Annotated in this window: 10 protein-coding genes; 5 read left to right on the top strand and 5 right to left on the bottom strand. The window is 71.4% G+C overall.

Translation table 11 applies throughout. The features are described from left to right. Positions 1-48 precede the first annotated feature (48 nt). The 3 genes from ACFYW8_RS01860 to ACFYW8_RS01850 all read left to right on the top strand — a co-directional run bounded on the left by ACFYW8_RS01860 (position 49) and on the right by ACFYW8_RS01850 (position 4,565). A complete protein-coding gene (locus tag ACFYW8_RS01860; RefSeq protein WP_389065991.1) occupies positions 49-3,621 on the top strand; it encodes an ATP-binding protein in 3,573 nt (1,190 codons plus the stop codon). A 159-nt stretch (positions 3,622-3,780) separates the two neighbouring features. Next, positions 3,781-4,155 (top strand): hypothetical protein, encoded by a 375-nt coding sequence (locus ACFYW8_RS01855; RefSeq protein ID WP_365873742.1) that lies wholly within the window; start codon positions 3,781-3,783, stop codon positions 4,153-4,155. Further along, a complete protein-coding gene (locus tag ACFYW8_RS01850) occupies positions 4,152-4,565 on the top strand; it encodes a hypothetical protein (protein ID WP_365873740.1) in 414 nt (137 codons plus the stop codon). Before ACFYW8_RS01855 ends, ACFYW8_RS01850 begins: the two co-directional genes overlap by 4 nt. 266 nt (positions 4,566-4,831) lie before the next feature. Here ACFYW8_RS01850 and ACFYW8_RS01845 read toward each other — a convergent pair whose 3' ends face one another. Together ACFYW8_RS01845 and ACFYW8_RS01840 are read right to left on the bottom strand one after the other, a co-directional pair. Next, entirely contained in the window at positions 4,832-5,176 is a 345-nt protein-coding gene (locus ACFYW8_RS01845; RefSeq protein WP_389065983.1) for a carboxymuconolactone decarboxylase, read from the bottom strand. A 435-nt stretch (positions 5,177-5,611) separates the two neighbouring features. Next, positions 5,612-7,999, bottom strand: a complete 2,388-nt coding sequence (locus ACFYW8_RS01840) for an ATP-binding cassette domain-containing protein (protein ID WP_389065978.1) — start codon at positions 7,997-7,999, stop codon at positions 5,612-5,614. Positions 8,000-8,315: 316 nt separating this feature from the next. Between ACFYW8_RS01840 and nhaA the strand changes: the two genes are divergently transcribed. Continuing rightward, entirely contained in the window at positions 8,316-10,217 is a 1,902-nt protein-coding gene (gene nhaA / locus ACFYW8_RS01835; protein WP_389066587.1) for a Na+/H+ antiporter NhaA, read from the top strand. Between the two features lie 44 nt (positions 10,218-10,261). Here the strand turns inward: nhaA and ACFYW8_RS01830 are convergent, their stop codons facing one another. The 3 genes from ACFYW8_RS01830 to ACFYW8_RS01820 all read right to left on the bottom strand — a co-directional run bounded on the left by ACFYW8_RS01830 (position 10,262) and on the right by ACFYW8_RS01820 (position 12,186). After that, entirely contained in the window at positions 10,262-11,173 is a 912-nt protein-coding gene (locus tag ACFYW8_RS01830) for a GlxA family transcriptional regulator (protein WP_389065974.1), read from the bottom strand. A gap of 10 nt (positions 11,174-11,183) precedes the next feature. Then, a complete protein-coding gene (locus ACFYW8_RS01825) occupies positions 11,184-11,783 on the bottom strand; it encodes an isochorismatase family protein (RefSeq protein ID WP_365873730.1) in 600 nt (199 codons plus the stop codon). Between the two features lie 184 nt (positions 11,784-11,967). After that, positions 11,968-12,186 (bottom strand): hypothetical protein, encoded by a 219-nt coding sequence (locus ACFYW8_RS01820; protein WP_365873728.1) that lies wholly within the window; start codon positions 12,184-12,186, stop codon positions 11,968-11,970. A gap of 258 nt (positions 12,187-12,444) precedes the next feature. Here ACFYW8_RS01820 and ACFYW8_RS01815 point away from each other — a divergent pair, with 258 nt between their 5' ends. Then, on the top strand, positions 12,445-12,897 hold the full coding sequence (locus ACFYW8_RS01815) for a phospholipase (RefSeq protein WP_365873726.1): 453 nt from the start codon (positions 12,445-12,447) through the stop codon (positions 12,895-12,897). Positions 12,898-13,092: the final 195 nt, after the last annotated feature.

The following is a 13,092-nucleotide window of genomic DNA, read 5'->3' as shown; positions in this document are numbered from 1 at the left end:
GCTCGGAGCGACAAGGACGGTCGCCCCGAAGGACCGACGAGGACTGCCATGGTGACGGGTTTCCCGTTCGTGGGACGTGAGGACGTCCTCGGCGAGCTCCGAGAGGCGGGCGAGCGCGCCGTCATCGGCAGGGGCGGACTCGTCACCCTGACAGGGGCGGCCGGAGCGGGAAAGACCCGCCTCGCCGAGGAGGCCGCCGCCCGCGCCGTGGACTTCCGCACGGTGTGGACGTGGTGCGCGCCGGACACCGTCGAACACGCGCTGACGCCTTGGTCGCGGCTGCTGCGCGAACTCGTCGTGGACGACGTGCGCTGTGCCCGGCTGGTCGCCGCGTCACCCTCGTTGCGGGCACTGATGGCCGGGTCCGCGGCAGACGGGCGGACGGACACCGACCGGGACGCGCACCCGGAAGCGGCGCGGCTGGAAATGGCCGGGGACGTCACCGAGGTCCTGACGACGGTGGCACGGCAGCGGCCCCTGATGCTGGTCCTCGACGACGTGCACGCGGCCGACGCCTCATCCCTTCGACTGCTCCTGGAGACCTCGGACGCCGTGCGTGGTGCCCGGGTCCTCCTGCTGGCCACGGCCCGCGACGACGACACCGCCTGGCACGACCGCGCCTGGGCCCGCACTCAGCTGCTGCGCCGCGGCCGCGCGCTGCCCGTGGGACCGCTCCGGGAGCAGGACGTGGCGGCTCTCCTCAACGCCGCCACGGGCGACGCGCCCGCGCCTTCGGCCGTGCGCGCCCTGGCCCGGTACACGGGCGGTGACGCGTTCTTCGTAACGGAGCTCCTCCGGGCGGGTGGTGGCCTCGGTGGTCCCACTTCCGACGCCCCGGCGACGGCCGTCTCCGTCCAGGTGCGGGACGCGGTCCGCGCCCGTTCCGCCGAACTCTCGCCCCGCGCCGCACGGTTGCTGGACATCGCCTCCCTGCTGGGAACACGGTTCCGGCTCGACGTGCTCGCCGATGCCGCCGCCGTGCCCCTCGACGAGGTGCGCGCACTGCTCGGGGAGGCGGCCGGAGCAGGACTCCTGGCGGAGGCCGGGGCGAACGAGGGCCGTTTCCGGCACGACCTCCTGCGCGAGGCCCTGTCCGGGAGGCCGTCGCCCGGTGAGCGGGCCCGGCTGCACCACACGGTGGCCGCCGTTCTGGCCGGCTACGCCCGGCGCGGCCGCGACACCGGGCCCGCCGAGGTCGCCCACCACCTCCTGCTCTCCGGCCCGGAGCACGCGCGCGAGGCCGCCGGATACTGCCGGGAGGCCGCCGACCGTGCCGCGGCGCTTCTCGCCTTCGAGGAGGCGGCGCGCTGGTACGAGAGAGCCGCGCGGGCGTACGCGACCGGGGGCGCCGGCGCCTCGGAGGAAGCCGGGGACGGCTTCGGTGCCGGTCCCGGAGCCGGAGCCGGAGCCGATCTCGGTCCCGGACCTGGCGCCGGTCCCCGCGCCAGGTCCGGTGCCGACGCCGATGCCAGGGCCGACGCCGATGCCAGGGCCGGAGGGACCCTCGGGAACATCGAGGGTGGCGACGGCGCGGATCAGGGTCTCGATGACGCCGAGGAACACGTCGAGGTGCTGCTCGGGCTCGGGGCGGCGCGGCTCGGGTCCGGCGATTGGACGGCAGCCCGTTCCGCCCTGCTGCGCGCCGCTTCGCTCGCCCGCCGCGCAGGGCGCCCCGACCTGATCGCGCGGGCAGCGCTGGGACTTGGCACGGGTCCCGTCGGCTTCGAGGTCGATGTGGCAGATCGTGAGCAGGTCGATCTGCTCGGCGAGGCGCGTTCCGCCCTCGCGGGTGATACGGCGCATGCCGCGCTGCGGGCCGCTGTCACGGCCCGGCTCTCCCTGGCAGCGGCTCTGCTCGAACCGGAGGAACACCGGGTCGCTCTCGCGAAGGAGGCTGTGGCCACGGCCCGTCAGGTCGGCGACCCGGCGACCCTCGGACCTGCGCTCGCGGCCCTGTGTGACGCCCGGCCCGGCCCCGACCACTGCCGTGACCGCCTCGGCTGGTCCCAGGAGATCATCGCCGTGGCCCGTTCCCGGCGCGAACTCGCCCTCGAACTCCTCGGCCGACGGCTGCGGTTGGTCGCGCTGATGGAGACGGGCTCGTTCGCCGAGGCCAACGCCCAGGCGGCCGCGTACGAAACGACGGCCCGGCCGCTGCGGCAACCGCTGTACGCGTGGTACGTACCGCTGTGGCGCGGCACCCGGGCCCTGATGGAGGGACGCTACGACGACTGCGCCGCCGCGCTCGAAGAGGTGGAGACCTTGGGCCGCGCGGCGGGCAGCACCAACGCCGCGCTGCTCGCGGAGACACAGCGCTGGTGTCTCTACGCCGAGACCGGCGACCGGGACAAATTGCGACAGCTCCGCGACCGGGCGCCGTTGGAGCGGATGCCGGGCGTGTGGCCACGCGTCACGCTGGGCCTGCTCGCCGCGCAGCTGGGCCGACTGGAGGAGGCTTCGCGGCGCCTGGCGGCGGTGCTGCCGTCGCTCGTGCGGGCTCCTCGGGACAGCGAGTGGCTGCCGATGACGGCCCAGGCCGCGGAGACCGTCGGCGCGGTGGGCACCCACCCCTCCGCGCCCGTGCTCTACGACGCGTTGGCACCGTACGCGGGCCTCTTCGTGGTGGAGGGCATCGGCGCGGCGATCCGAGGCCCGGTCGACCGTCATCTGGCCCTCCTGGCCCGGTCCGTGGGTGACGACCGAACAGCCCGCCACCACCGTGACCGCGCCGTGCGGGCCGCCATGGAGGCCGGAGCGGTCGCACTCGCCGAGCGGATCGCGGAGGAGACGGCAGGGACGATGGGGGCGATGGGGGCGATGGGGGCGGGAAGTATTCAGCAGAGCGGAACCGGGACAGTTGTTCCGGCACCGACGGCGTCCCGCGGCGACAGCGTCTCGGCGCGGGACGCCATGAGCGACGACGCGCGACGCCCGGTCTCCGCCGACGCGCCGCCCGCCGCCCCGGCCCGCCCCACAGATGCCGCGCTCCCGGACTCGGGCCGCCCCACCGCGGGGCGGCCCGGGGCCGCTGCGCAGCAGCCGGATTCTCCCCTGCCCGCACCTCTCTTCCGCCGCGAAGGCCCGCTGTGGCATCTGGTCTACGCCGGCCGGGAGGTCCGCCTTCCCGACAGCAAGGGGCTGCACGACATCGCCGTGCTCCTCGGGCGGCCGGGCACCCCGGTCCCGGCGGTCGATCTGGCGACACCCGGTGCCACCGCCGTCGCCGGTGACACGGGCACCACGGATCTGCACCCTCCCGGTGACCTGGGCGAGGCGATCGACGCCACCGCGCGCGCCGCGTACCGGCGACGGCTGCGGGAGCTGGAGGAGGAGGCCGAGGACGCCGACGCGGCCGGGGACGCCGTACGGTCGCGCCGGATCGCGGAGGAGAAGGACGCGCTCGTCCGTCAGCTGTCCGCCGCGTACGGCATCGGCGGCCACGTCCGCCGCGCCGGTTCCCCCGCGGAACGTGCCCGCACGGCCGTCACGGCACGCGTCCGCGCCGCCGTACGCCGGGTCGCGGCGGTCCACCCGGAGCTCGGACGCCACCTGGGGACCGCCGTGCGGACGGGCACCCTCTGTGTCTACGAGCCCGAGAACCCACCCGCCTGGCGCCTGTGAGTCCGGGGACGGACCACCGGACCACCGGCCACCGGGCCACCGGGCATGCGATCGACGCCGGTGAGCCACCACCTCACACCGTGCCGTCCGACCTCACGCCTCATGGGTGAAGGCGCCGTGCGAAACCGGGTACGGCCGCGGAACGAAGGGCAGGACGTCATGCCACGCACAGCCAAGGCGGAGGCGGAGCTCAAAGTCGACGAGCCGGTGATCGAGGGCCGGTACGCCGAGGTCGGCCCGTACACCGTCTCGTACGAGACCATGAAGGCGGACATGGATCCGGCGCCGCTCTTCAGGGGGCTGCCCCAGGACCGGTGCCAGTGCCCGCACTGGGGCCAGGTGATCTCCGGAAAGATCGTGTTCCGGTACGTCGACCACGACGAGGTCTTCCACGCCGGAGACGCCTACTACGGCGCACCGGGCCACCTGCCCCTCCTCTTCGCGGGCACCGAGGTCGTCGAGTTCAGCCCCACCACCGAACTGGACCGCACCATGCGGACCATCGGCCGCAATCTCGCGGAGGCACCGTCATGAGCGCCCTCGACGCCCGCCGGGCCAAGGAACTCGCGGAGCTCTTCGTGGAGTTCGTGCAGACGAACAGCGCCCCCGCCGGACTCTTCACGGACGATGTGTTCGTGGACCTCAGCCTGCCCCAGTGGCGGCTCCAGACATCCGGCCGTGACAACCTCGTGGCCCTGCGCCGAACCAGCCACCCCTTCCTCGGCACCGTGCCACGCCACCGTGCCGACGTCACGGGGACCGGCATCGTCATCGAGTTCGAGGAACGCTGGGAGAGCGCCGACGGCATCTGGTACTGCCGCGAACTGCTCCGGGCCGACGTACGCGACGGCTCCATGAGCGAGGTGTCCGTCTACTGCACCGGCGACTGGTCCCCCGAGGTCCAGGACTCCCACCGTCGCGAGGTGACGCTCATCCGGCCATGAGGCCATGAGGCCATGAGGCCATGAGGGCATGAGGGCATGAGGACAAGGGGGAGGGCGGGGACGGGGAGAGCGGGGTGCCCGGATGGTTCCGCGGATCCACAGTGGTGGCGAAGTCGCGCGGGAGAAAGCCGAGTTGAGGACATCAGCCGGGCACCCCGCCCCTCGGCCACCAACAAGGGCCCCCAGGCGACTCATGCGGCCTACAGCTACCTGACCTAGCTGACCCTGCCGATACAAACCGGTTCAGCACCAATTGGCGCTCGCCCTCAACTCCCGCCCCCGGCGGCGGCCTCCGTCTCGATCTCCGCTTCGGCCACGGCGATCGCCATACCGAACGCCGCCGTGATGTTGCCCGCCGCCGTCATGACACGGGCCGTACCCACGATGGGAGCGATGGCCACCAGGACGTCCTGCACCTGGGCCATCGTCAGGTCGGCCTTGATGGCGGGGTCGATGTGCGCGAGGTAGGAGATGGGCGGCGCGTCCGAGGCCGCGAGCGCCGCGATGCGGGTGAGAAGGAGCTGGTCCGTGGGCAGTCCGCACCGCTCGAGGGAGTCGACGGTCATGGCGGCGAGGGTGTCCAGGACGGGGGTTTCGGATGCTGTGGTCATGGCGGCCGGCCTCCTGATGTGCTGACGGGGGCGCTGGAGGCGGAAGGAGTCGCTGTCCGCGGGCGCCGCTCTGTGCGTCAACCGTAGGTGCATTTCGGGCGCGGCGCGCGCGGAGCCCGGTGGGTCCGGCGGTGCCCGTCCTGACCCGGGCCGGTCCCGCCGGCGGGTCGCCACCTGCGGTCAGGGCAGGCTCCGTTCGGCGGCGTCCGACGCTTCTCGACTCCGGATCGGACCGGTGCCGGGGTCGGGCCGTCCATCCATCCATCCGTCCGTCCGTCCGAGGGGATTCGGATGTCGTGTCGGGTGCCGGTGCCGGTGCCGGTTGTCAGGTGCCGGTGCCGAGCGGGGTGCCGGTGCCGAGCGGGGGTGCCGGGCGGGTGGGACGAGTTCGACCCGGTGGCCGGAACTCGTCCCACGTGCCCGCGCGGGCTTCGGTCAGGTGCCGACGTAGGCCGCGAGGTGTTCGCCGGTGAGGGTGGAGCGGGCGGCGACGAGGTCGGCCGGCGTGCCCTCGAAGACGAGCCGGCCGCCGTCGTGACCGGCTCCGGGACCGAGGTCGATGATCCAGTCGGCGTGCGCCATGACCGCCTGGTGGTGCTCGACGACGATGACCGACTTGCCCGAGTCGACGATCCGGTCGAGCAGACCGAGCAACTGCTCCACATCGGCGAGGTGCAGGCCGGTGGTCGGCTCGTCGAGGACGTAGACCCCGCCCTTGTCGCCCAGGTGCGTGGCGAGCTTGAGCCGCTGTCGCTCGCCACCGGAGAGTGTGGTGAGCGGCTGTCCGAGGGTGAGATAGCCGAGCCCGACATCGGCGAGCCGCCCGAGGATGCGCTGCGCGGCCGGTGTGTGCGCCTCACCGGCGCCGAAGAACTCCTCGGCCTCGTCCACCGACATCGCGAGCACCTCGCTGATGTCACGGCCGCCGAGGTGGTATTCCAGGACCGACGCGTCGAACCGCTTGCCCTCGCAGTCCTCGCAGGTGGTGGCGACGCCGGCCATCATCGCCAGGTCCGTGTAGATGACCCCCGCGCCGTTGCAGGTGGGGCAGGCGCCTTCGGAGTTGGCGCTGAACAGCGCCGGCTTCACGTCGTTGGCCTTCGCGAAGGCCTTGCGGATCGGGTCGAGCAGACCGGTGTACGTCGCCGGGTTGCTCCGCCGCGAACCACGGATCGGTGCCTGGTCGACCGACACGACACCCTCGCCGGCCGGGATGGACCCGTGCACGAGCGAGCTCTTGCCGGACCCGGCGACGCCGGTGACGACGACCAGCACCCCGAGCGGGATGTCGACGTCGACATCGCGCAGGTTGTTGGCCGACGCGCCGCGGATCTCCAGCGTGCCGGTGGGCTTCCGCAGCGACTCCTTGACCGAGGCACGGTCGTCGAAGTGGCGGCCGGTGACGGTGCCGCCGGTCCGCAGTTCCTCGACCGTGCCCTCGAAGCAGACGGAGCCGCCGCCCGTACCGGCGCCGGGTCCGAGGTCGACGACGTGGTCGGCGATCACGATCGTCTCCGGCTTGTGCTCCACGACGAGCACGGTGTTGCCCTTGTCGCGCAGCCGCAGCAGCAGGTCGTTCATCCGCTGGATGTCATGCGGGTGCAGGCCCGCCGTGGGCTCGTCGAAGACGTAGGTGACGTCGGTGAGCGAGGAGCCGAGATGACGGATCATCTTGACGCGCTGCGCCTCACCGCCGGACAGCGTGCCCGCCGGCCGGTCCAGGGCGAGGTAGCCGAGGCCGATCTCCACGAACGAGTCGAGCGTCTGCTGGAGCGCGGAGAGCAGCGGTGCCACCGAGGGCTCGTCCAGACCGCGCACCCAGTCGGCCAGGTCGCTGATCTGCATCGCGCAGGCGTCGGCGATGCTGATCCGCTTGATCTTCGACGAACGGGCGCCCTCGCTGAGCCGGGTGCCGTCGCACTCGGGACAGGGGGTGAAGGTGACGGCCCGGTCCACGAACGCCCGGATGTGCGGCTGCATCGCCTCCTTGTCCTTGGAGAGCATCGACTTCTGGATCCGCGGGATCAGACCCTCGTAGGTCATGTTGATGCCCGCGATCTTCATCCTGACCGGCTCGTGGTGGAGGAAGTCGTGCAGCTCCTTCTTCGTGTACTTGCGGATCGGCTTGCCCGGGTCGACGAAGCCCGACTCCTTGTAGAGCCGCATGTTCCAGCCGTCCGAGCCGTAGCCGGGGATGGTGATCGCGCCGTCGTCGAGCGACTTGGAGTCGTCGTAGAGCTGCGTGAGGTCGATGTCGGAGACGGCGCCCCGGCCTTCGCAGCGCACGCACATGCCGCCGGTGCGGTTGAAGGTCGCCTTCACCGCCTTCTTGGCACCGCGCTCGACGGTGATGGCCCCGCTCGCCGTGACCGAGGGGACGTTGAAGGCGTACGCGCTGGGCGGGCCGATGTGCGGCTTGCCGAGCCGGCTGAAGAGGATGCGCAGCATCGCGTTGGCGTCGGTGGCGGTGCCGACCGTGGAGCGCGGGTCGGCACCCATCCGCTGCTGGTCGACGATGATGGCGGTGGTCAGGCCTTCGAGGACGTCGACCTCGGGCCTCGCGAGGGTGGGCATGAATCCCTGCACGAAACTGCTGTAGGTCTCGTTGATCAGCCGCTGCGACTCGGCGGCGATCGTGTTGAACACCAGCGAGCTCTTGCCCGAGCCGGACACACCGGTGAACACCGTCAGCCGGCGCTTGGGGATCTCGATGCTGACGTCCTTGAGATTGTTCTCCCGCGCGCCGAGCACGCGGATCAGATCGTGGCTGTCGGCATCGTGCGGCGCGGGCGGCCGCGTGTCCGTCCTCGTGGCCTTGCTCATCGTGTCTCCATCTGTCGGGCGCGGCCGCCTTCACGGTCGCCGCCGGCATCGCCTGCCTCGATCCAACCAGCTTCGCGCGCGACGCCGGGTACTCGTTCGCCGACTCCGTCCGCGCGGTCGTGTCCACCGTCCACGGCGTACGTCACCGACGGTGCCGGTTGATGTGATGTGACGGAGTCCACGCGCCACGCTAGGTGAAGCCCGGTCGTCGGCGCTTCTCGAATCCTGATCCGTCCGGTTCCCCGGCGTCGGCGTCGGTCCGGTCCCCCGCCGTCTGGGGAAGTATCCGGTCCGGGGCGAGAATCGGAGGGTGACCATGCCATCCGATACGTCGCCCCTGTCAGGCCAGACTCAGTGCGGCCGGCGCGCTCGCAGTCCGTTGCGCGCGTTTCTGCGGACGGAGACCGGCAGCGCCGCCGTGCTGCTCGCCGCCGCTCTGATGGCGCTGGCCTGGGCCAACATCGGTGCCGACTCGTACGAGACGGTCTGGGGCACCGAGCTGTCGATCCGTATCGGGTCGGGCGGAGTGTCGATGGACCTGCGCGACTGGGTGAACAGCGGCCTGATGACGCTGTTCTTCTTCGTCGTGGGCCTGGAGGCGCGCCGCGAGTTCGACCTGGGCGAGCTGCGAGAACGCCGCCGGGTCACCCTGCCGCTGTCGGCGGGCCTGTTCGGCATGATCGTCCCCGTCGTCGTGTACCTGGCCATCACTTCGGGCCATGGCTCCGCGGCGCACGGCTGGGGTGCCGCGATGTCGACGGACACCGCGTTCGCACTCGGCATACTCGCCGTCTTCGGTTCACGGCTGCCCACCAATCTGCGCGTCTTCATGCTCACCGTCGCCGTGGTGGACGACTTCCTGGCCCTGGCCGTCGTCGTCGTCGCCTACAGCGACACCATCTCGCTGCCCGCGCTGCTGACGGCACTCGGACTGTTCGTGGTCGTCCTGCTGCTCCGGCGAACGATCGGCGCGCGGATTCCCTCCGTGTACGGCGTGCTGGGTGTGGCGATCTGGGTGGCACTCCTGAAGTCGGGCATCGACCCGGTGGTGACGGGGCTCGCGATGGGCATGATGACCTACGCGTACACGGCGGAGCGCAGCGATCTGGAACACGCCAGCCGGCTGTTCCGGCGTTTCCGCGAGCAGCCGACCCCGGAGCTGGAGCGCACGGTGCGGCGCGGTCTCGCCTCGACGCTCTCCCCGAACGAGCGGCTCCAGCAGATGTTCCATCCCTGGACCAGTTTCGTGATCGTGCCGCTCTTCGCCCTCGCCAACGCCGGAATCACCCTGAGCGCCGGTCAGCTCGCCGACGCCTTCACCTCACCGGTCACCCTCGGCATCCTCTTCGGCTACCTGCTCGGCAAGCCCGTCGGCATCATCGGCGGCACCTGGCTCACCACGCGCGCGGCCCGGGGGCGTCTTCACCCGCCCGTGGGCTGGGGTGCGATCACCGCGGGGGGCACACTGGCCGGTGTGGGCTTCACCGTGGCCCTCCTGATCGCGTCGCTGGCCTTCACCGGCGACCGTCTGGCACAGGCGAAGGTCGGCATCCTGGCCGCGGTCGCGGGCTCGTTCGTCCTCACCTGGGCCGTCACCCTGTTGATCGGTGCCCTCACCGGACGCTCCCGCGCTCGGGCCCTGCTGGGCACCGGCCAGAGCATCGTCGATCTCAGCGAACCCGTCGACGTGGAGCGCGACCATGTGCGCGGGCCGCTCGACGCGCCCGTGACCCTCGTGGAGTACGGCGACTTCGAGTGTCCCTACTGCGGTCTGGCCGAGACCGTGGTGCGCGAACTGCTCGTGGACTTCGGCGACGTCCGCTACGTATGGCGCCATCTTCCGCTCACCGACGTGCACCCCAACGCGCAGCTCGCCGCACAGGCCGCCGAGGCCGCGGCCCGCCAGAACCGCTATTGGGAGATGCACGATCTCCTCATGGGACACCAGGGCGATCTCGGGCCGAAGGACCTGTTCCGGTACGCCACTCGCCTCGGCCTCGACAGCGGCCGCTTCCGCGAGGACCTGCGGGACGGGGCGAGCGCGGCCCGGGTGGCCATGGACGTCGAGTCTGCCGACCTCAGCGGTGTCTCGGGCACTCCGACGTTCTTCGTCAACGGCCTCCGTCACTACGGCGCCTACGACATCGCCTCGCTGACCGCGGCCGTACACGCCGCGCGCCAGCGGGCGACGCTCACGGGAGCGGGCCAGGAGACCTGAGACCCGCTCGTGCGGCCGCTCCCGTGAGGCCCGCTCGACGCGGTTCAGGTCGCGCGGGCCCGCAGGCGACGCAGCATGCGGGCGTCTTCGAAGCCCACCGCGCGGGCGGCGGCGTCGACGGTGACGCCGTGACTGATGAGGTGCTCGGCGCGCTCCAGACGCAGGGCCTGCTGATAGCGCAGCGGTGTGAGGCCGTCGGTCGCGCGGGTGAAGAGGCGGGTGAGGGTGCGCTCGCTCACGCCCAGGGCCGCCGAAAGCTCCGGCAGGGGCACCGGCCGGTCGAAGCGGGCGTCGAGCAGGTCCTGCGCGCGGTGCACGGTGTCGTCCAGGTGGGACCGGTACCGGAGCATCGCGCTGGCCTGGGGTTCGTGGCCGTTACGTCGCGCGTAGACCACCATGTCCCGTGCGACCTGCGCGCCCACGGCCGGGCCGTGCCGGGTGGCGATCAGGTGCAGGGCGAGATCGATCCCACTGGCGATGCCCGCCGAGGTGACCACCCGGTCGTCCTCGGTGTACAGGACGTCGCGGACCACTGCCGCCCGGGGGTAGCGGCGGGCCAGGTCGTCCTGGACGTCGTGGTGCGTGGTGCAACGGCGGCCGTCGAGCAGCCCGGCCCGGCCGAGCGCGTCGGCTCCCGCGCAGACGCTCGCTACGGTGCCGCCCCTGGCGTGATGCTTCCGGAGGACCCGCAGAGTGGCCTCGCCGATACGGGGGCCGTCGGTCAGGGTGAGCGCCCGCCAGCCGGGGACGACGATCAGATCCGCGGGGCCGAGCTCCGGCCAGTCGAGCCGGGTGACCAGTGGCAGCCCTTGGGCGGTGGGGATCCGCGGCTGCTCGGCGACGTAGTCGAGGGTGTAGGGGTGCCCGAAGTCGGCGGCCGTGGAGAAGACCTGCGCGGGTCCTGCCAGGTCCAGCAGATGGACTCCGGGCACCAGGAAGAAGACGATGTGGCTCACGATCCGGTCATCATGCCCGAGACGCGGCCGCGGTCTCCAGATCATCGACCGTGGCGATGGTGGCGAAGCGCCCGGCCAGGGCGTACTCGGTGCGCCTGATGACTTCCTCGGCACTCAGGGTGCGGGGGTCGGCGAGCAGTTCCGCCACGCTCTGGTCGGCCGGGGCGTCACGGTGCGGGATGGGGTTGGTCGCGGTGGCGTCGGAGACGAAGGTGACCCGGTAGCCGAGGTCGCTCGCGAGGCGCGTGGTGGTCTCCACGCACTGCTCCGTGCGGATACCACAGACAGTGAGCTCGCGGACACCGCGTTCGGTGAGGAGCTGCTGCAGGTTGGTGGTGGTGAAGGCGTTGTGCGAGGTCTTGTGGATCAGCGGTTCCCCGTCCTGGCGCCGGAGCTCGTCCATCAGCCGGACCTGGCCGAGGGCGGGGTCGAACACGTCGCCGCTGCCGGGCTCCGAGTGCAGAACCCACACCACCGTGTCGCCGGCGCTGCGGGCGAGTCCGACGAGCCGGCCCACCTGGTCGGTGATCTTCGGGTTGGAGATGGTCTCCCACAGGGGGCGGGCGCGGAAGGATTCCTGGACGTCGATGACGATCAGTGCTCGGGTCATGCACCTACTCTGACCGGCCCGCGCACCACGGCGACAGACCTCATCGGGTCCGGATGCGGACCGATCCGGTCACGCCGGATGTCGACCCCTTGGGGCGTGCGGCATGGCGACGCGCTCGACCTGTGCCGGGCGCCCGTCCCGGTCGGCGGAGGGCCGAACGAATCCGCCGCGCCCGGGACAGCCCTCAGCAGGCCAGCATCTTCTGAATGGCCTGCCGCGTCACGCCGAGTTCCCGCGCGATGTCCGCCTGCGACACCCCCTGGTCGATGAGGCCCTGCATCAGCTCACGCCTCTCGACAGCGAACTGCCGGGCCAGGCGCGCATGGTGGATGGCCTGCGCCCGTACCTCCTTGATGCGGCTGAGAGTCGGCTGATGCGATGAGAGATCCTTCGTGTTCCCCATACCCTCAGACTGACAACCCCTCGTTGTCATGTCAACCCCCCGTTGTCACACTCGCGGAGTGGCGCCACCAAAGCCCCAGGGAACACATCCAGCCATAGTCGGCCATGGTGGTCGCAGACATGAAACGCACCCCATCAACTCCACGGAATTAATTGATTGTTGGGGTTCAAGCACTATGCAAGGAGGGCCGCGATGCCGATCATCCTTGTCATGAACCTGCAGCCCGATGGGCGGGTCGCAGCCTCATGGAGGTGTGGGATGCACCGAAGACTCGCCACCGGCCTTGCCGCCTCGGCCATGGCTCTGGCAACCATCACGGCGACCGCTACAGCCGCTAGCGCCGCCCCTGCCGACAAGCCCCAGGTCCTGTCCAGTTGGACCCAGACCAGCGCGTCGAGCTACAACCTCTGGGTCGCCGCTCGCGCCAACCAAGCCGCCTGGTCAGCGTATGCGTTCGACTGGTCCACCGACTACTGTTCCACGTCGCCGGACAACCCGTTCGGCTTCCCCTTCGCCACCTCGTGCGCCCGCCACGACTTCGGCTACCGCAACTACAAGGCCGCCGGCACCTTCGACGCCAACAAGGCGCGTCTCGACAGCGGCCTTTACGCGGACCTGGAGCGGGTCTGCGCCAACTACAGCGGCGCCACGAAGGTCTCGTGCGACAGCACGGCCTGGACCTACTACCAGGCGGTCAAGGCCTTCGGCTGACCCTCCGCACGCCCACCGGGAGCCTCAACAGCGCGCAGGCAGACATGACATGTGTCCTGCCCGCACCATGGTGCGATTCGAGCCAACCGCACTCCAGCTGAACGCCCATGACGGATTGCCAGTCCAGGCCCCGACATGACGGGCGCTGCTTCCCGGGTCCGCGGTCTGACCCGTACCACCCGCCCCACACCCATC

The sequence above is a fragment of the Streptomyces sp. NPDC002742 genome, assembly GCF_042888885.1.
GTDB lineage: Bacteria > Actinomycetota > Actinomycetes > Streptomycetales > Streptomycetaceae > Streptomyces.
Note: the sequence above shows the minus strand (reverse complement) of the source record. Positions and strands in the feature narration are given on the sequence as shown.